Source organism: Streptomyces abikoensis, assembly GCF_014648775.1.
GTDB classification, from domain to species: domain Bacteria; phylum Actinomycetota; class Actinomycetes; order Streptomycetales; family Streptomycetaceae; genus Streptomyces; species Streptomyces abikoensis.
Genome location: NZ_BMRT01000013.1, coordinates 1 through 18836, shown reverse-complemented (window position 1 = coordinate 18836; position 18836 = coordinate 1). Strand labels below are relative to the sequence as shown.

At 68.5% G+C, this 18836-nt stretch carries 13 protein-coding genes and 1 pseudogene; 7 read left to right on the top strand and 7 right to left on the bottom strand.

The features are described 5' to 3' along the window. Positions 1–430: 430 nt before the first annotated feature. Positions 431–583: a GntR family transcriptional regulator gene (locus IE096_RS29015; protein WP_189456935.1), complete on the top strand. Its 153-nt coding sequence runs from the start codon at positions 431–433 to the stop codon at positions 581–583. A gap of 547 nt (positions 584–1130) precedes the next feature. On the opposite strand, the gene IE096_RS29010 is transcribed toward IE096_RS29015, so the two are convergent. The 5 genes and pseudogenes from IE096_RS29010 to IE096_RS28990 all read right to left on the bottom strand — a co-directional run bounded on the left by IE096_RS29010 (position 1131) and on the right by IE096_RS28990 (position 6615). Further along, positions 1131–1340 carry a hypothetical protein gene (locus IE096_RS29010; RefSeq protein ID WP_189456743.1) on the bottom strand — a complete coding sequence of 70 codons (210 nt, stop codon included), beginning with the start codon at positions 1338–1340 and terminating at the stop codon, positions 1131–1133. Between the two features lie 90 nt (positions 1341–1430). Next, positions 1431–1595, bottom strand: a pseudogene (locus IE096_RS29005) (transcriptional regulator); the annotation flags it as partial. 340 nt (positions 1596–1935) lie between these two features. Next, the gene (locus IE096_RS29000; RefSeq protein ID WP_189456740.1) at positions 1936–2796 is read right to left on the bottom strand and encodes an immunity 49 family protein; all 861 of its coding nucleotides are present in this window, start codon (positions 2794–2796) and stop codon (positions 1936–1938) included. Between the two features lie 1928 nt (positions 2797–4724). After that, positions 4725–5258, bottom strand: a complete 534-nt coding sequence (locus IE096_RS28995) for an NUDIX domain-containing protein (protein ID WP_189456738.1) — start codon at positions 5256–5258, stop codon at positions 4725–4727. Position 5259: 1 nt separating this feature from the next. Next, positions 5260–6615, bottom strand: a complete 1356-nt coding sequence (locus tag IE096_RS28990) for an NsdA family TPR-like regulatory protein (RefSeq protein WP_189456736.1) — start codon at positions 6613–6615, stop codon at positions 5260–5262. A 293-nt stretch (positions 6616–6908) separates the two neighbouring features. On the opposite strand from IE096_RS28990, the gene IE096_RS28985 reads away from it, so the two are divergent. The 3 genes from IE096_RS28985 (at position 6909) to IE096_RS32025 (ending at position 10299) form a co-directional block, all read left to right on the top strand. Continuing rightward, positions 6909–7094, top strand: coding sequence for a hypothetical protein (locus tag IE096_RS28985; RefSeq protein WP_189456734.1), 186 nt, complete (start codon positions 6909–6911; stop codon positions 7092–7094). A gap of 1 nt (position 7095) precedes the next feature. Further along, complete coding sequence (locus tag IE096_RS28980) at positions 7096–8262, top strand: hypothetical protein (protein ID WP_189456732.1); 1167 nt, start codon at positions 7096–7098, stop codon at positions 8260–8262. Between the two features lie 63 nt (positions 8263–8325). After that, positions 8326–10299: a hypothetical protein gene (locus tag IE096_RS32025; RefSeq protein ID WP_189456730.1), complete on the top strand. Its 1974-nt coding sequence runs from the start codon at positions 8326–8328 to the stop codon at positions 10297–10299. Between the two features lie 167 nt (positions 10300–10466). On the opposite strand, the gene IE096_RS28970 is transcribed toward IE096_RS32025, so the two are convergent. Continuing rightward, positions 10467–10640: a hypothetical protein gene (locus tag IE096_RS28970; RefSeq protein WP_189456727.1), complete on the bottom strand. Its 174-nt coding sequence runs from the start codon at positions 10638–10640 to the stop codon at positions 10467–10469. 406 nt (positions 10641–11046) lie between these two features. On the opposite strand from IE096_RS28970, the gene IE096_RS28965 reads away from it, so the two are divergent. Next, complete coding sequence (locus tag IE096_RS28965) at positions 11047–11661, top strand: enolase-like domain-containing protein (protein ID WP_189456725.1); 615 nt, start codon at positions 11047–11049, stop codon at positions 11659–11661. Between the two features lie 881 nt (positions 11662–12542). On the opposite strand, the gene IE096_RS28960 is transcribed toward IE096_RS28965, so the two are convergent. After that, entirely contained in the window at positions 12543–13058 is a 516-nt protein-coding gene (locus IE096_RS28960; protein ID WP_189456723.1) for a hypothetical protein, read from the bottom strand. A 2171-nt stretch (positions 13059–15229) separates the two neighbouring features. Between IE096_RS28960 and IE096_RS28955 the strand changes: the two genes are divergently transcribed. Both IE096_RS28955 and IE096_RS28950 read left to right on the top strand, forming a co-directional pair. Next, positions 15230–16336, top strand: coding sequence for a Fic family protein (locus IE096_RS28955; RefSeq protein ID WP_229820681.1), 1107 nt, complete (start codon positions 15230–15232; stop codon positions 16334–16336). Positions 16337–17983: 1647 nt separating this feature from the next. Further along, positions 17984–18622 carry an HAD family hydrolase gene (locus IE096_RS28950; protein WP_189456719.1) on the top strand — a complete coding sequence of 213 codons (639 nt, stop codon included), beginning with the start codon at positions 17984–17986 and terminating at the stop codon, positions 18620–18622. Positions 18623–18836 lie beyond the last annotated feature (214 nt).

Here is an 18836-nt window from a genome sequence, read left to right as displayed (position 1 = left end):
TGTGTGGCCAGGTGGGGCGGGGTGCTGCGGGTGGTGCTGATCAACGTGGGGTGAGGACGCTCTGCGTGTCCTCGGGAGACGGCCTGACGGGGACTGTGGGGGCGCAGTCGGGGCATGCGCTGATCGTGTGCCCGGGGCCGCTTCCGGTGTCGCGCCACCCGACGGTCACGGGGGCTTCCGTCCATCTGCCGCAGCGGCAGCAGCGTGCGGCGTTCACGCGTTCACCGCCATGGTGGGGAACGGCGCTCCGGGATAGCTGTAGGGGTAGTCCCGGCCTTCCCATGCTGCTTCTACGGCTCGGTGTCGCTCGCGCCGCTGGCGTCGTTCGTCGGTTTGCTTCCGTTCCCACTCGACCAGGTATCTGGGGATCAGTGGGCGTGTGTCCGGCGGCATGACGTGCCGGGTGAGGTGATGCGGCGTAAACCGTCGGATTCCCTCCGAGGCGACCTTGGTGCAGCGCTTCGGAGTGGCCCGTGAGACAGTGCGCAATGCAGTGCGCTTTCTACGCGAGGAAGGCTACGTGTTCACCGTTCCTCAGCGCGGGACGTATGTCCGCGACCGGAGCTCTGGGGCCAGTTCGTAAGACAGCAAAAGCCCCGCCCGCACGCCACAGTCAGCGCACGGACGGGGCCAGTCCCTCACCGCTCAGGGAGCGGTACCCCAGTCAAGGGGCGGACCGGGGCGATAGCGCCTGAGACCGTCACATCTCAGGGTCGGCACGCCTGCCTCCGCTCAAGGCTGGTTCGGTCGGGGGATCCCTACCCGTCCCCTCCATGCGATCTTTTCGGCATGGAGGGGACGGAGCATTGCCGCTCACGGTGATGGGCAGACACCACATCCCCCTGCCGCGAGCGGCGTACCCACCTCACGGGAATGGACCTCAGCCAACCCAGTCGTGGGGTCTTTCAGCGGTGCCCCCGCAGGGCTCACACGGAAAGGAGCATGGCGGGTGATCAGCCTCCTGGAGGATGTGGACGACGCCAGAGCGCACGTCCAGCGCCCCCGCCGTACTGTGTCCACCACCCCTCGGGAGAGTCAGCGTACGGACCGTCAGGGGCGTCTATGAGGCTCGCCAGCGCCGGGGCTGGTAACCAGACACACAGGGGGCCTGCGAAGCCGTGCAGGGGACGTCACCGTTTGATCTCGTCGTTGCCGTCGCAGTGCACGTGCCGGTACGCGACGACGGTGGCGCCCGAAGCGCGCTCGATCGTGCTTCGGCGGCAGGGCTCAAGTGGCTTGACCTTCTCCTGGCAGGCGGGGCACGTCTGCCCGTCGGGCGGGTAGGTCACGTACTCCCACTGCGGTGCGTCGGTCTCCGCCGTCTGCGTGCGCCTGGCCATCTCGCCGTCCCCTCACGTGGTCCGAAGGCTCACCACGCTACGGACGACGGGCCATGCACTCACATGAGGTTCTACGAGATTGCACGGCGACTACCGGAGCGCGTCCACGGCTGCCGCGATCAGCGCCCGCGCCTGTGCCCCGTAGACGGCTGTGTCGGCCAGTTCAGCGAAGGTGTCCGCGTACATCGCGACTTCGCTCGGCTGGGTGACCGTGAGGTAGCCGGACACCAGCTCGACATTGACCTGTGCCGCATCTGATCGGCTGCTCCAGGCGTGTGCGGGGATGGTTCTGTGACGTTCACTGGCAGCCCCGCCCGCTGGTAGTTGTTCCTTGTGCCTGTCTCGGGCAGAGGGTCAGGAGCTGTCGCTGCTTCTTGCGTACGGGGGATGGCTATTGGCCTTGGCATTGTCGGGGCCCGGGGGTGGCCGTTCTTCGTGCGTGCGGGGGTGGTTTCAGTGGTGGGGCTGGTCCTGAACGTAGTGCGGGGCGCTGCTCTGTTCTCGTTTCGCCGGTTATGGCGTGAGCGGGGACGGGTTCTGTCTCTCGTGCCCGGACCCGGCGGGTGAACGGGCGTGTTCTGCGGACGTCCGGGTTTCACGTGTCGAGCTCGCCCACCCAGCTGCGCTCGATCAGGTGCTTGGGCAGGTAATCGGACTCGACCTCGATCGGGAAACCGGCGTCATGGGCGAGGCAGGTGATGGCCAGAGGTTCCCAGGCGACCTGGCCGGTGGACTCGCTGGCCCGCTCCTCGTCCTTGGTCCAGTATTCCTTGTGCCACTCGAGCGCCTTCGCCAGTTCGGCGTTGAACGCCTGTTGGTCCCCGATGATGTAGCGGTAGAAGAGGTTGATCGGGGGATAGATGATCCTCGGCATCATCTCCCGGTCCGCGATCCGCAGGACGTCCGGGTCCGTTCCGTCCATGGCGGCGGTCAGCTTCTCGCCGAGGTCACCGTTGCCGAGCAGCCACGGCTGGAGCGTTTCGACCCAGGCGTAGATGTACTCGTCGTACTCGGCACCGGATTCCCGCAGCAGGGAGACCGGGACGTTGGCCAGCTCGGTCGCGCGGTCCTTGTCACGGCAGATGACGGCAAGGAAGAACGCCATGACCCAGTTACCGGCATCCGTGGAATAGGTGGGCCCGGTCGCGCGGATCGTCCGTACCTTGTGCGCGATACGGCACTCCACCGTTTCCCCGGTCGCCGTCGCCGAGGCGAACAGGGCGGATCCGATCTGCATTGCCGTCACGACCGCCTCCCAGGTGGGGAGCAGGGAGGCGTCCGGGTTCACGGCCAGGTGCGTGTTCGCGGCGAGCAACGACGAATGGAACGCCATGTTGAACCCCCGCGGCGACCCCTCAAGAGCAGCGATCTTGCTCTGGACGCCGGCGTCGAGCCGCTGTGCCCGCTCCGCCGCGTCGTCAGCGGGAAACCTGTGACGCGGTACCGTGACTGCCATTGAGCATCTTCCTTAGCCGACGCCGAAATGGTTCGTTGGAAGCCTTCGTACACGGGTTCTCGCAGGGTGAGGCTGGCGGCCCGCAGGCCCGCCGCACCCCCGGCGCCACTGATGAAGGTGCGACCGGAGAATCGAATGGTTCGTACCTTCTCCGCGTGCGGGGATGGTCCCATGCTCCGGGGCCGGCCGGATGGTTCCGAGGTCCGGCGGAAGGCTGTGGACACCATACGCTGCTCCCCTGCGCACGTGGGGATGGCCGCCACTCGACGCCGCTGGAGCATGACGCGGTGACCTGTTCCTCGCGCAGGCTGGGATGGTCTCGAGCTGGCGGGCGGGTGGGTGTCGCAGGTGCCGACTGTTGTCCTCGGAGACCGGCTGGTCGGCAAGCGGCCCTGTCTGCGATGCTGAGCCTGTCGTACTGTTATTCGTCGACCCTCCATGACAAGTGGGGGTGGATATGTCCTGCATGTCCGAGTCGGTGAAAGTGCTCAAAAACAGCCTCGCCCGGCTGTAAAGGTGCAGGTCATGCAGTCTGCTCCCCGCGCACGCGGGGATGACCCCGAGTTCGCCGAATTCATGAAGAGGTCCCTGCACTGCTCCCCGCGCACGCGGGGATGACCCCGTCGCCCGTGGCCTGAAACGGCGGTTGGCCAACTACTCCCCGCGCACGCGGGGATGGACCCCTCGCCCTGGGCATGGCCGAGGCTCCTAAGGTCTGTTCCCGCGCACGCGGGGATGGTCCTACGGGTGACCGTATCGGCCGTGCCCTGGAGAGCCTGGTCTCCGCGTACGTGGGGATGGCCTCGGACGGGTGGGCGGGATGGATGGCGCAGGTGTCAGCTGCTGTGGGTGTGTGGGGGCGTTGCCCCGGCGGCTGTCTTGCGAGTGTGGGTCGGCAAGTGGTGGGGTCTGCGATGCTGGGCCTGTCGTGCTGCCGTCCGTTGGCTCTCTATGGCAAGCGAGGGTGGAGATGTTCTGTATGTCTGAGTCGGTGGAAGTGCTCAAAAACGGCTTCGCCTGGTTGTAAAGGTGCAGGTCGCGGAGTCTGTTCCCCGCGCACGCGGGGATGGTCCCGTCTCGGCGAAGGCGACCATGGGGGCCGCCGGCTGTTCCCCGCGCACGCGGGGATGGTCCCAGGCCGACCATGAGTTCCTGGCGGTGGCTGCCCTGTTCCCCACGCACGCGGGGATGGTCCCAACGAGATCGGCTTCCCGACCACCGTCTCCCACTGTTCCCCGCGCACGCGGGATGATCCCGAGCGAGGTCATCATCTGCGAGCTCCACCGAACTGCTCCCGCACGAGGGGATGGACCCAGACCTACCCGGGCATCCTCGACCAGCTGACCTGCTCCCCGCGTACGCGGGGATCGTCCCGACGGCACCGCCTGGCGGGGCGTCTTCTACGGCTGTTCCCCGCGCACGCGGGGATGGACCCGTGCTGCCGAGGGTCGGCGTCTCGATCGGCTTCTGCTCCCCGCACGCGCGGGGATGGACCCAGGGACGGCGATCTCTTTCACGGTCGGTGCCACTGTTCCCCGTGCACGCGGGGATGGTCCCGAGCATCACGAGGCTGCGCCGGGGGAAGACCCCTGCTCCCGGCGCGTGCGGGGATGGTCCCCTCATGGACTTCGAGGAGGCGGAGTCGGGCTACAGCTCCTCGCGCACGTGGGGATGGTTCCGTCAGCTACAAGGCTGGCTTGTCCTCGGCGACTGCTCTTCCAGGTGACCGGTCGGTGGAACCCGGGGAACTGTTCCCGGTATGCGTGGGCATGGTCCCCGGCGATTCGCACGTGATCGCCGGGCTATGCGATGTGCTGCTCCCTGTGTACGCGAGGGTGGTATGCCGGCTGGTGTACGGGTCGCTAATTTCTGTGTGGGCAATTCTGGTCTGAAGGTGTTTATGTGTCTGTTTGGGAAGCGAACTCTCGTTAGGTCCAGCCGTCGAGTGAGACTTGAGGTCCGCCTGCCAGGTAGCGGCTGAGGGCGCTGGCTGTGGTGTCCACGAATTCTTCCGGGATGGCGCCGGTGTCGACCCAGCAGACTTGAGCGTGCTTGCGTGGTTCGCGGTTTTCGGGTTCGCCGGTCCACTTGTGGGCGACGAAGACGACGGTGATGAATCCGTTGGGCGCTTCGACGCCCCAGGCCCCATGGATGATGTGGGCGACTTTCAAAGACTCCGGCTTCACTGTCAGGCCGGTCTCTTCGTACAGCTCACGTACAGCCGTCTCGGTGATCGGTTCGCCGGGTTCGCTCTTGCCGACGGGGAGGTCCCACTTGCCCCTGGCGAATTTGGCCTGGTCGCTGCGCTGGAGGAGGACCACGCGGTTGGTGGCCTTGTCATGGACGATGACGGCGGCGACCAGCAGGGTCATGGATTCCAGGGCGGGCTTGAGTACCTTGTGCTGGTCATCGGTGGTCGGCTGAGCCACGGGGGTCCCTTCGTCGGCCGGGTTGGTGGGCATGTTAGGTCAGCGCCTCCCGGGCGCGGCGGGCGAGTTCGGCGGCGCCGGGCACTTTGCGCCGCTGGTAGACCGCCAGGGTTGATCGGATGGAGGTGATCGCCTTGCGGGTGCGGTCGGAGGTCATGCCCTCCATCAGCGTGAGGGCCTGGTTCCAGGCGGCGACGGCCTCGTCCGCGCGGGTCTGGGCGGCGAGGCTGTCGCCGAGGTCGGCGTAGGTGAGGGCGTGGACGCGTTTGTACTTCTCGGGGTCCCAGCGGACGAGCGCGTCGCGGTGCTGTTCCTCGGTGCCGACGTGATCGGCGAGGTCGGTGAGCGTACGGGCCGTGTGGCTGGCGACGGTGCCGGCGGCTGGTCCGCTGACGAGGGAGAAGCTGGGCTGTGGGCCGTCGTCGCGGAGCAGGGCGTCCTCGGCGGCGAGCAGGGCACGAGCCGCTGCGGGCCTCTCGTCGACTGCAGCGAAGGCGCGGGCGTGAGTGATGTGAAGCAGTGCCTCGGTCTGGCCGTCGACGTGGCCCAGGCCGCGACTGAGGGCTCCTTCGACGAGGTCGACGCAGTGGTGGGGCTGCTTGAGACTGAGGGCCTGGTGGGCGAGGGCGCGCATCATCCAGGCGGCGTGGCCGTGCGGGTCGGCTTCGCAGGCGAGTTGGTAGCCGACCTGGTAGTAGCGCTGGGCGGCGCCTTCCTGGCCGAGGTCGTGGTGTTTCCAGCCGGCGAGGTAGGCCAGCTCGGCGACGGCGCCGAAGGCGGCGCGGCGTAAGGCGTCGGAGGGGAAGCGGGCGCGGAGCATGGGGGATGCGGTGTCGGCGAGGTAGGCGGTGACGGTGGTGAGCCCGTGGCCACCGCCCAGGCGTTCGTCGGCCGCGCTGAACGCGGCGGTGATCTGGCGGACCACCTCGACGTCCTCCGCCCCGACCAGGGACCTACCGGTGCGTGCGCGAAGCATGCGGGATGCCGCCTCGTGGTCGTAGGCCAGCGGCATCGCCACGCCTGCGGTGGTGAAGGCGGCCACGGCCAGGAAGCGGCGCCGCTCGACGTCGGCGCGGCCGAGGCCGGTCGCTGTGACAACGGGATCGGGGTCGTCGGGGACAGTGGCTTCGGGGTCGTGCAGGCCGATCTCGGTGAGGGTGATGGTGCGGCCGGCCCTGCGCGAGAGAGCTTCCGCCAGGTAGTGGCCGGTCTGACCGGTGGGCTGCCGGGTGCCGTTCACCCAGTGGGAGATCGCCGACTTGTTGGTTTGGACGATCTCGCCGTTCTCCGCGGCGATCCGGCGCACGTTCTTGGCCAGTACTTCGTACGTGCAGCCGATCGCGTCGATGACCTCGCGCAGACGGATATTGGGTCTGTTGGTTGCCGCCATGACCTCTCCTCCGTCCTGGGGCTGTAAACCGCGTATACCGCTTGGCCTCGCCTTCACCGTACCCACTGTGCGTGACGGCCGGTTCACTTAATCGCAGCCGCCCGGAACTGCCCGGACGCATCCTGGCTCTCCCCTTCATCCCGGCAGCTTCCTGAAGTTCCGCGCTTCTGCATAGACAGGCCCACCGCCCGACTGACAGGCGGCCTCTGAAGCCGCAGCGGGCCCCCGGCGCCCACCAGTTGTCTCCTCGTCGTGCCGGGGACCCGCTGCATCCATTCCCGAAGGAGACGACGGTGACGTACAAGTCCCGTACGACCAACGACAGGAAGCACCGTGGCGACTGGCTGGGCATGACGCTCGGCTGGATCTGGGCTCTCGGCACGCTCGCGGCGGCCAGCAGCCTGGCCACCATCGTGGGCCATGCCCTGACCCACCGTGTGGATGGTGGCGTGGCGGTGTCGCGGCCGGAGGGCCACTGAGATGGCGGGACCATCGAGCGCCGCCCCGGCGGCCGCAGACGTCTTCGCCTACGCGGACCGGCAGATCGAGCAGGCCGCAGCCAGGCTGTGGCCGGGGGCCGTGGTGCGGCTCGAGGTGCACACGCCGAGCGTGACGACCTACGTCCGTCGAGTTCAGGTGGATGATCGTGCCCTGTTCGCCAAGGTCTCGCTGCTGGGCCTGTCGCTGGTGTCGGTGCTGCGAGGTATGGCCGGGAACTGGGCCCAGGTCAGGGCCGCCCAGGCGGCCTATCAGGGCTCGCCGGGCACTCTGCTGGAGCGGGAAGCCCGAGGGCTGGACATCCTGCGCGAGGAGGCGGGAGTGCTGGCCTGTCGCGTCGCCGGGTTTCAGAGCGGGGTGCTGTTCACCGAACAGGTGACGGGCCCGACGCTGGCCGACCTGCTGGCCAAGGAACCCCACCGCAGCGGCGAGCTGATGACCCGCGTCCTAGTGGAGCTGACGGGTCTCCAGCGGCCCGCGGTCGCCAGGTCCGTGGACGAAGTGGCGATCGCCGAACGGGGCATTGGGCCGACCTTCCACCGCAAGTTCAACGGCATCAGCGCCCCGACCTACCTGCGCAAAGCAGGGCAGACGGGTGAAGTGCTGGCGGGCGTGGTGGGCAGACTGCGACGGCTGCGACTGGCTCCGGCGGCCGGGCGGCGGCCTGTGGTCTACGGCGACCTCAAGCCGGACCACGCGGTCTTCCCCGGTGGCCCCGAGAGCCGTCCGGTCTTCCTCGACCCGGGACTTGCCCGCGGCCGACCCCAGACGGATGCGGCGAAGCTGGTCTCGCGGACGGTGCTGAACCTGATCGCCTCCCCTCCGGACCAGCCAGCGGCCAAAGCGGTTGTTAGTGGTATCGAGGTCTTCGCCGACGCGATGACCGCCGACCTCGGGCCCGACGAGCGAGCCGCATGGGTCAAGCACCTGGTGGTGTTGTGGCTGATGGACACCACCAACATCCTCAGCACCTACCTGACCTGCCCGGCCGACCTGCCCTTGCCCGAGCACGCCGTCAAGATCACCCGACAGGCCAAGGTGGTGTGCACCCTGCTCGACCGCACCACCGCGAACCTGCTCGCCGCGACGGACCCGCAGGCGGTGTGGCGGCTCGCCCTGGCTGACGTAGCGAAGGCGGCCGACCGGTGACGCCACCGTCGGGTCGGCGCGGTCGGAGTAATCGGCGCCGGAGCCGTCGGCCAGAGCGTGGCCATGCTGCTGGCCGCTGGAGGCTGGTGCGAGTCCGTCCGCATCGTCTCCCGCACCGGGCTCTCGGCCCAGGCCCTGGTGTCCGATCTGGAGGACATGTGCCAGGTTACCGCCTCCTCCGTCCGAGCGGTCCACGCCCCCGACGCCGGACAGCTCGCCTCCTGCGAAGCGGTGGTCGTCTGTCCACGGGGCGATTTCACCAACACTTCCCGCACCGACGTCCGGATGGCCGGCCTGAACGCCAACGCCCCCGTCATCGCCGACCTCGCGCGGAAACTGGCCCACTACCAGGGACTCGTGGTCATGGTGACCAACCCCGTCGACATCCTCACCCGCCTGTTCGCCGAGGTCTCCGGCTGCCCCCACGTGTACGGGGTCGGCTCGAACACCGACACCGCCCGCTACCGCCTCGTCCTTGCCCGCCTCCTGGACGTGCCCCCACAGGCCGTGAACGGCCACGTGATCGGCGAGCACGGCGACCAGGCCGTGGTGTGCGCGTCGGCTACCCGCGTCGGCGACCTGCCCGTGCCGGTGCCCCTGCGGCAGGTCCGCGACGAGCTGACCGACCGTCCCCGGCGGATCAACACAGGGCTGGGCCGTACCCGCTGCGGACCGGCCGGGGCGGTGATCGCTGCCCTCCGCGCAGGCCTGGGCCTGGACGACGCGGTGACGGAGTTGTGCGTCAACCACGAGGGGAGGTGGAGGGGAATTCCGTTGCGCTTCACCGCCGGAACCCCGACCGTGTGCCTCCCCCGGCTGGACGCCGCCGAGGTCCGTCAGCTGATAGCCGCCGACGCCAAGCTCCGTGATGCCTACGAGCCCCTAGCCGGCCTGTACGTCCCCGTGCTACCCCGACAGAAGGAGAAGACCGCAGTGCCCCAGACCGCTGTCCGTATCGCCACGGCCACCCAGGCCGCGACCGTCACCAGCAACAGCCCGGTGGTCACAGACTGGGCCCTTCGCTACTTCGGCCCCTGGTGGAATGCCACCAGCACCGCCCCGGACACCAACGCAGCAGTGATCGCCGACGTCAACGTCGGCCGGGTCACCGAGATCGCCCAGCGCGTGGCCGACCACCCCCACGAGAAGACCGTCTACGCGAACTCGAACATGGTCTTCGACCGGGACGACGACGGCACCGTGTCCGCTTCCCAGCCCGACGAAAAGCTCGTCTACCGGGCCGAGCCCGGCGAACCCCTGCGCATCTACGGGTGCGAAGACGTTCCCGTCGCCCTGGCCGCCGCACGGCTCGCCCGCGAGGTCGTCCGCGGGCAGCTCCTCGCGGACGGCTGGTCGATCCTGCACGCCTCCGCTGTCGTCCGCGAGGGGCAGACCGTGCTGACCCTGGGCGACAAGGGTGCCGGGAAGACCACCACCGCCCTCCTCCTGGCCCGTGCCGGCTGGCAGCTGCTGGCCAACGACCGCGTCTTCATCCGTCGCGAGGGCGACCGGCTGCGGGTCCTGCCCTGGCCGTCGGCCGCCGCCATCGGCCTGGGCCTCCTCGATGCCCTCGGCTGGTACGACCAGGTCCGCGAACGCGTCCAGCGGGGTGAACAGCTCCACCCCACCCAGCACCAGAAGGTGACCGACGCCCTCCACTCCGGCAGCCGAACACCCCTGTGGAAGGAGTCCGGCAAGGAGCTGAAGCCGCAGTTCTTCCCCGACCAGCTTCACTCCTGGCTCGGCCTGACCCTGACTACCGAAGGACACGCCGCCCGCATCCTCTTCCCCGAGATCACCCCCGGCACCGAGCCCGCCCTCCTCGGCGAGGACCGAAACGTCGGGGCCGGCGACTTCTTCACTGCCGGTACTGAAGACCGCTACCCCGACGTCTTCGGCCTACTGCCCGCCGACCTCCCCGACACTCAACCTCTGCTCGAACTCCTTGGCGAACTTCCCCGGAACACTCTGTCCCTGGGGCACGACGTGAAGGCGAACACCGACTTCCTCGTGCAGGTCACAGGCCCGACCGCATGAACGAACGATGGCGGGGATGCCTCACGGCATTTCCGCCATCGTCGTCATCCAAGAGATCAACTGCCTGGATGCGATCCCCGTGTGATGTCGTCGGGCGTACGAGGGCCGCTGTCTGGTGAACTGCGGTGCATCGGCCCGGGGCTGCCAGAGCCGTCCCGGGCCGACACTTAACGGGTGAGGGCCCGCACCATGCTGGTCGTCTGTTTCCCGACTTCCAGTGCATATTGACGGGCCGGCGGGACCAGTGTCCCGATCAGCCACACGACGCCGATCACGGCTACCAGGAGCGTGACAGGCACCATCAGGAATACCCTCACCCACATGCTGGTTGGGATCGTCATCAGCACCCCCTCGCGATGAGCGCCTGCGCGATTGCATGTTGCCTGACGCCCCTGGGGCGCCCTATGCTTAGCTCCAAGCAGACCTTCCTTAACCAGATGAAGGTGAAGACGGCTCCCGCGCCATCGGGGGCCGTCGGCGTTTGCGACGACGGCCAGTCTCCCTGTTCTCAGAGGCTAACTATCCCGTCATGGCAGGGAGTTCCATCGTTCGGAGCGCACAGGGTGCCATTTGACAAGCCTTCGGCGCGGCTCTGGCCGAATAGGTACCAGTACTGGCTTGGCAGCTTCTTCGCGAAGCCGCTGGTGGATGCCAGCACAGTTCTCACAGCCCTCACGCGCAACCGTTACGCATGTGGCTGGATTGCCGGTCTAACACAGGGCGGAGGCTGTCAACTATTTTCGACAGATGGCACAACGAGGATGGCTTGGGCCGTCGCATTTTGATGACTGCCCGGACTCGTACGGTGACGATCTTCCGCTTCCGCTGGGAACGCGTGTGCTGCGGGAGGCCATGACACGACTCCGGGAGCTGGGGGAGCGCCCGCGTGCGGGCGGGGCCACGGAGCTCCTCGACGCTCTGGAGCGCTTGAGGGCCATAGAACTGGCCGTCAATGCGGAGAAGACGTTGCTCATCGCCGAGTTGCTCGCCAACGGGGGAACCTGGCAGAAGGCCGCCGACGCCTGCAAGGTCCAGAAGCAGACTCTGCACAAAGCATTCAAGGACAAGGTCAATACCGTTTCGCACATCTGCAACGACAGCTCACCCGAGAAGGTTTTACGGCTGATGGACCTCCTCCACCCCCAGACCGTGGCTCGGTTGATCCGCTTGGGGCACGTTGATGTCCAAGTCGCGCTCGTCAACGGCCGGCGGGAACGCGTGCTTCGCCGTAGCCTCCCTGCGCTCACGGCGGAACGGAATGTCAGGCGGGCTCATCGCAGTGGCTCAGCGACAATGGCCCAGCTCAAAGCGCTGCGACGCGTCCCACTCCCCCGACGTCCATCCAATGAATCCGCAGGATGAACCTTTCACTGTCTGCCTGATTCGCAGTGCGCGGGGATGGCCCCGCGCACGGGGACGTCACCGTCTTCTACGGCACCTGTTCCCTGCACACGCGGGGATAGCCTGAAACTGGTGGGCGGGCTTGCTGTCGTAGGTGCCGGCTGTTGTCTCCCGGAGACCAGTCGGCATGTGGACGGGTCTGCGATGCTGGGCTGCCGTGCTGACGTCCGTCAGCCCTCCTTGACAAGCGATGTTGGAAATACTCTGTATGTCCGAGTCGGTGAAAGTGCTCAAGAACAGCCTCGCTCGGCTGTAAAGATGCAGGTCACGCAGCCTGCTCCCCGTGTGTGCGGGGATGGACCCACCGTGGCACTCGGCACCGCCACACAGGCCAACTGCTCCCCGTGTGTGCCGGGATGGCCCCGTGTTCGGCACCGTCCGGCCGGTGGCGGTGATCTGCTCCCCGCGCGTGCGGGGATGGCCCCGTGCCGGCCTGCACGGCTACCGACAGAAAGCCCTGCTCCCCGCGCACGCGGGGATGGACCCGTGTCCTTCGTCCCGTGCACCACCAGGGCCGGGCTGCTCCCCGCGCACGCGGGGATGGTCCCTGCCAGACCTGCCGCAAGATCCGCGCCGCGCACTGCTCCCCGCGCGTGTGGGGATGGCCCCTCCGACGTCACCGGCACCGCTGGCCAGCCGTACTGCTCTCCGCGTACGCGGGGGTGAACCCAGGTTCGGCAACATGCGGTCGTTGCCCGCTCCGCGTACGTGGGGATGACGCCGATGCATCTGCCGGTAAGGTCCCAGGCACTGCTTCCCGCGCATGCGGGGATGAACCCGCCCCCGGCAGATATCCGAAGCCCTCACGGGCTGCTCCCCGCACGTGCGGGGGTGGGCTCGTATCACGCCGCGAGCGAGGCCCGCATGCGGTCCAGCCCGCGCAGTACCTCGTCGCGGTTCTTCGCCTGCTTGATCCACGCGGGGAGGCGGCCGAAGAGACCCATCTTGCGCCAGGGCTCGTGCCAGGGGTCGTGTTCGCGCAGTGTCGCCTGTACGTACTGTCGCAACAGGCCGAGGTGTCCGGGGGTGTACGCCCACAGCTGGCCGTGCCGCGTGTTCGTCTGGAGCCAGAGCGGCTCGTGGAAGTAGGGGTCGAGCATGTCCTGGGCGCCGCCCCAGAAGAATGCGATCGGATCGTCCTTCTTCCGTTGCCGCGACAGTCCACAGTGACGGCACACGAGCCGCCGCAGCACATCCATGCTCGATGACGTGTCCCGGGCATCACGGGCGGCCGTGACTACCTCCGCCTGCCGCTCGCACCTGGGGCAGCGCACGAGCAGTCCGTTGGAGACGGCGAAGTGGTGCTTCCAGTATCCGGGGTCCCGGAACCGGGCAGGGGCAGGAGAGGACGTGGACATTGCCTCAGTATGCGCGGTGCGCCCTCGCGGACGATCAGTGGTCTGGGGCGGCAACTTCTAGCGATCACGCGGACTCCTCGGACAGGCCTTTTAGGCCTCGTTTTGGGCAACATGTGCCCGGTCCCCCGGTCTCGTCTGCCGGTGTCCGCTACCGTGCTGCCCGGCCAGACGCGTACTGCCGTTCACCGCTGCCGCCAGCTCCACGCGCGCCCGGCGGCGGCAGTCGTAGCGCTGGCTCGGGGGCGTGACCCGGTCGGCAGGGGGAAGTCCTCGGACGCGATGTCGGCGGGTCTGCCGGCCAGGGCGCTTCCTGCGTCGCGGGGGAGCCGTCCTCTCGGCGTCCCGGCGGCTTCGTGACGGGCATCGGTCTGCAAGTGGTCGGGTCTGCGATGCTGGTTGAGCCATGCCGCCACCTGCCAGCTCTTCAGTGAACAAGCAGAGGTTTAAATGTTCTGTATGTCGGAGTCGGTGAAAGTGCTCAGAAATAGCTTCGCCTGGTCGTAAAGGTGCAGGTCGCGGAGTCTGTTCCCCGCGCACGCGGGGATGAACCCTACGCGCCGACGCAGCACCTTGAGCAGGTGCCCTGTTCCCCGCGCACGCGGGGATGAACCCGGCCCGGGTGTGGCCGTGGCGGCCACTTTGTGCTGTTCCCCGCGCACGCGGGGATGAACCCGGCGGCATATGGTGTCGCAGTAGGCGGGGCTGCTGTTCCCCGCGCACGCGGGGATGGTCCCCGCGGCAACGCCGAGCAGCTCCGCCACTGGTACCTGCTCCCCGCACGCGCGGGATGGTCCCAACGAGTGGCTCGACGACATGATGGACGAGCTCTGCTCCCCGCGCACGCGGGGATGGTCCCGGTGCGGCCGGTGTCACGCCGGCGCGATTGCGCTGCTCCCCGCGCGGGCGGGGATGGTCCCGCCAAAGCCCGCGCGAAGGTCATCGACGCCGCCTGCTCCCCGCGCACGCGGGGATGGTCCCGGGCCCGGCGACTCCCAGCTGCAGTCCGGCGTCTGCTCTCCGCGCTCGCGGGGATGGTCCCGGCTGGCGCAAGCTCATGTCCGGCCGGGCCTGCTGTTCCCCGCGCACGCGGGGATGAACCCTCCTGACGGTCTCGTCGCGTGGGCGGTGCGTTCTGCTCCCCGTGCACGTGGGGATGAACCCCGTCAGCGCGGCCAGCAGCGGCGGCCGCACCGCTGCTCCCCGCGTACGCGGGGATGAACCCGTCCCGGCCGACCACCGGCTACGGATCTGCTCCCCGCGCACGCGGGGATGGACCCCCGTTCCACGTGAACCGCGCGGACCGGTCGTGCTGCTCTCCGCGCACGCGGGGATGGACCCTACGACGCGGCCACCGGCAGCCTCATCAGCATCTGCTCCCCGTGTGTGCGGGGATGGACCCGTGCTCGGCACCGTCCGGGCGGTGGCGGTGATCTGTTCCCCGCGCGTGCGGGGATGGTCCCGACGGCTCGATTGCTCAGTACATCGGCACGGACTGCTCCCCGCACGCGCGGGGATGGACCCAGCAACGCGAGGGGAGACAGACATGCGCGGTGCTGCTCCCCGCACGTGCGGGGATGGACCGAAGGACCCTCGCGACGAGCGGTTCGAGCGGCGCTGCTCCCCGCGCACGCGGGGATGAACCCTTCAACCGGTCCATCACGAAGAAGACCTTCATCCTGCTCCCCGTGCATGCGGGGATGACCCCCCCCCGCACTTCCGCACCGCGCACCGTGCACGCCGACGGCATCTGCTCTCCGTGTGTGCGGGGATGACCCAGCCGACGTGGCGAGGCTGTGCCCCGCGCACGCGGGGATGGACCCCGGATCACCTACGGCTCCGGCTCGTAGATCTCCTGCTCCCCGCGCGCGTGCCTGGTTGACTGGTCTGCCGGTCGCTGCTCCCCGCAGTCGTGTGCGTGGGTGTGATCCCGCCGTCACTGGCTGCGTCGAGGTCCGGGGTCTTTGCTTCCCGTGTCCTGGGGGGATGGGCCTGGGGCCGGGTTCGGTCGCGGGTTGGTTTCTGCTTCGTGGAGGGCTTCGGTCCGGGTGGGGAGGGGGCGTGGTGGGTTGTTTGGGTGGGTCGGGGCCCGAAAGGTTGACAGGATGATCCTGTCATGGTGGCATGGGGGTGTGTTGTACGAGACTCCGGCGCTGGACGCCGATGATCACCGTGTGCTCGAGGAGATCGAGCGGATGCGGATGCGGCTGCGGCATCAGTTGCGGGCGCAGCCTCGCTGGTCCGGGCAGTTGCGGCGTAACCTCACGGCTCGCGCGATCGCCGGTTCGAACACCATCGAGGGCTATGCCGCCACCGTCGATGATGTCGAGGCCCTGATGGCGGGGGAGGAGCCGCTGGAGACGGCGGAGCGGACCCGGGTGGAGCTGGAGGGCTACCAGCGGGCGATGACCTACATCCAGGCCCTCGCCGACGCCGGCGACGGCTTCCGCTACGACGCCGGCCTGCTCAACGGTCTGCACTTCATGCTGCAGGGCCACCACCTCGACAAACGCCCGGGCCGCTGGCGCGACGGCCCGGTCTTCGTCACCAGCCCCGACGACCCCCTCGTCCCGGCCTACACCGCCCCGGACTCCGGTGACGTGCCCGCCTTGACGGGGGAGCTGATCGACTGGCTCAACACCGGTGACCTCGACGCCCCGGTCCATGTACGGGCCTCCATGGCCCACCTGAACCTGGTGAACATCCACCCGTGGAAGGACGGCAACGGCCGCATGTCCCGCGCCCTGTCCACCCTCGTCTTCGCCCGGGAATCCGAGAGCCTGCTGCCGCCGGAGTTCTCCTCCATCGAGGAATGGCTCGGCCGCGCCCAGAACACCTACGCCTACTACCGCGTCCTGCAACAGGTCGGCGGCCCCACCTGGACCCCTGAGCGCGACACCCACCCGTGGATCCGCTTCTGCCTGGAAGCCCACCACCGCCAGGCCCAGCAGGCACAGCGCCGCACCGACCTGCTCTCCCGCGCCTGGATCCACCTCGGCGAGGCGGCCGGGCACGACGGCCTGGACGAGCGCGTGGTCTACGCGCTGCTGCCGGCCTTCTGGGGATCGAAGGTGCGCCGGACCGTCTATCAGGCCGACGCCGGCCTGTCCGAGCAGCAGGCCATCCGCGACATCCGCGAACTGGTCCGCCTCGGCTGGCTCGAAGCCCAGGGCCAGGCCCGCTCCCGCTACTACGCCCCCGGCCCCCGCATGGCCCCCGCCCAGGAGCAGGTCCGGCAGGCCGTTGAACCGTACGCGGACCCCTACGCTCCCCGGAGCTGACCGGTCCGATCGGCTTCATTGCCCAGGGCACGCCCTTGTGGCCGGGCGTGCCGCTCCTGAACGCGGGGATGGCCTTGAACCGGCGGTCGGGGTGGGTGGCGCAGGCGTTGGCTGCTGGCCCCCAGGCATCAGTCGGCAAACGGCTTGTCTGCGATGCTGAGCCTGTCGTGCTGCCGTCCGTCAGCTCTTCGTAACGAGCAGGGGTGGGCATGTTCTGTTTGCCTGAGTCGGTGCAAGTGCTCAAAAACAGCTCCGCCTGACTGTAAAGGTGCAGGTCACGGAGTCTGCTCCCCGCGCGTGCGGGGATGGTCCCTCCGGCGGCGCCCTGGCCGCCTACGGCCAAGACCTGCTCCCCGCGCACGCGGGGATGGACCCACCGCCCGCCCCCCGATGGTCGCTGGAACGACCTGCTCCCCGTGCACGCGGGGATGGACCCCGGACCCGGCAGGTGTCCCCAGAACGCTGCAGCCTGCTCCCCGCGCACGAGAGGATGAACCCGCGAGGCCGGCTTCCACCGCGGCGAGGGTGTGCTGTTCCCCGCGCGTGCGGGGATGGCCCCAGGCATGCAGGCGGCTGCACTTCGGGTCTTCTCTGCTTGCCGCGCACGCGGGGATGACCCCTCGGGGAGGGCCGTGGGGACACGGGCCCCGGACTGCTCCCCGCGCACGCGGGGATGACCCCCGCCCGAGGACGGCGCCGACGCGAGCCCGGCTCTGCTCCCCGCGCACGCGGGGATGACCCCGCCTGGGCCAGTGTGCCCGAGTCCGGTGGCACGCTGCTCCCCGTGTCCGCGGGGATGGCCTCTCCGTCGGCCTGGCCCTGCCGGAACTCCTGAGCTGCTCCTCAGCTGCTCCTCGCGCGTGCGGGGATGACCCCGCCCTCAGCGCCGGAGCGGCGACCGAGACGAGCTGCTCCCCGCGCAGGCAGGGATGGTCCCCATGCCTCCACGTAGCTGTGAGGGCTGCCGTCCTGTTCCCCGCGCAGGCGGGGATGGTCCCAGGGTCTTCGGGCAGGGGGATAGGGCGGATCCCTGTTCCCCGCGCACGCGGGGATGGACCCGCAGGACCGATGCTGCTGTCCACCGGGCCGCACTGTTCCCCGCACGCGCGGGGATGATCCCAGCCCTCGGCGACTTAGCAACACGCTGGCCCCCTGCTCCCCGCGCACGCGGGGATGCCCCCCCGACGGCACCGCCGCGGCCATGTGCGGCAACTGCTCCCCGCACGCGCGGGGATGGTCGCAGGTCCGGCAGATGCGCCCGGCCGGTGCCAACCCGCTCCGCGCGCTCGCGGGGATGAGCCCGACTTCCTCGCCGACATCCTGGCGGTGCCTATCTGCTTCGTGCGCACGCGGAGATGGCCCCCTTGCCCTGGGCGTGGTCGACGCTCCTAAGGTCTGCTCCCCGCGCGTGCGGGGATGGTGCCGGGCGGGGATTCAGTGCGTGTTTCTGATCCCCGGTGCTGCTTCGCCTCGTGTCACGAGTTTTGACGGCACCTGCTGATGCGGCCGGGTCGTGTCAGCGGCTCGCGACAGGGCTGTCACAGGGTTCCAAGATTGCTTGACCTTGCCCCCAAGGGAAGGACGACAGTGTCTTCGTAGATCACAGGAGTGTGCTCGCTGACCAGGCGGGACGAAGGGGGAGTTCGGGTGACCACGACCTGCGTTTTTCTCGACATCGGCGGCGTGCTGGAGATCACGCCGGAAACCGGATGGGTGCAACGGTGGGAAGAGTGGCTGGAGCTGCCGCTGGGCACCGTGCATGAGCGGATGCGCGACGTGTGGCGTGCGGGAAGCGTCGGAAGCATCAGCGAACGAGACGTGCACTGGGAAGTGGCATCACGCTTGGGTCTCGACGTTCACCAGGTCGAAGCCTTCATGGCTGACCTTTGGGCGGAGTATCTGGGAACGCCGAACGAGGAACTCATCGCCTATGTACGGGGGCTGCAGGGACGATGCAGGCTGGGCATCCTGAGCAACAGCTTCGTCGGGGCTCGGGAGCGGGAGACGGCGCTGTACCACTTCGACGAACTGGTTGAGCAGATTGTCTACTCGCACGAGATCGGCATTGAGAAGCCTGACCTGCGTGCCTTCGAAGCTGCTTGTGCCAGCTTGGAGGTGGGGCCGGAGAGCTGTCTCTTCGTGGACGATGTCGCAGCCAACGTTGAGGCCGCCCAAGCGGCGGGCATGCAGGCGCATCTATTCGAGGACAACATCGGGACGATCACGCGCATCGCCGCTCATCTGGACGCTGGGCCCTTGACTCCAGCACGCGTCCCGCTCGGGTGACGATCGCCTTGCGAATCGTCCGCCATGACACGGTCTTTCGCTCGCTGATCTGGGCCCTGCCATCTGGGAAATCACAGGGTCAGGAGGAGAGCTGGGGCTTCCTGGGCCAGCTGGGGGTGGCGCCTTTCCGTGCGAGACGGCGGGTCATGAGGGTGATGGCGGCCCAGACACCTCAGGCGGTTAGCTCGTCAAGCTGCTACGGCGAGTTCGACGG

Bases quoted from the DNA above. Each gene is read 5' to 3' on its own strand.
- IE096_RS29010 (WP_189456743.1), bottom strand. From the start codon at position 1,340: ATGGCCAGGCGCACGCAGACGGCGGAGACCGACGCACCGCAGTGGGAG.
- IE096_RS29000 (WP_189456740.1), bottom strand. From the start codon at position 2,796: ATGGCAGTCACGGTACCGCGTCACAGGTTTCCCGCTGACGACGCGGCG.
- IE096_RS28995 (WP_189456738.1), bottom strand. From the start codon at position 5,258: ATGCCCACCAACCCGGCCGACGAAGGGACCCCCGTGGCTCAGCCGACC.
- IE096_RS28990 (WP_189456736.1), bottom strand. From the start codon at position 6,615: ATGGCGGCAACCAACAGACCCAATATCCGTCTGCGCGAGGTCATCGAC.
- IE096_RS28980 (WP_189456732.1), top strand. From the start codon at position 7,096: ATGGCGGGACCATCGAGCGCCGCCCCGGCGGCCGCAGACGTCTTCGCC.
- IE096_RS32025 (WP_189456730.1), top strand. From the start codon at position 8,326: ATGCTGCTGGCCGCTGGAGGCTGGTGCGAGTCCGTCCGCATCGTCTCC.
- IE096_RS28970 (WP_189456727.1), bottom strand. From the start codon at position 10,640: ATGACGATCCCAACCAGCATGTGGGTGAGGGTATTCCTGATGGTGCCT.
- IE096_RS28965 (WP_189456725.1), top strand. From the start codon at position 11,047: ATGGCACAACGAGGATGGCTTGGGCCGTCGCATTTTGATGACTGCCCG.
- IE096_RS28960 (WP_189456723.1), bottom strand. From the start codon at position 13,058: ATGTCCACGTCCTCTCCTGCCCCTGCCCGGTTCCGGGACCCCGGATAC.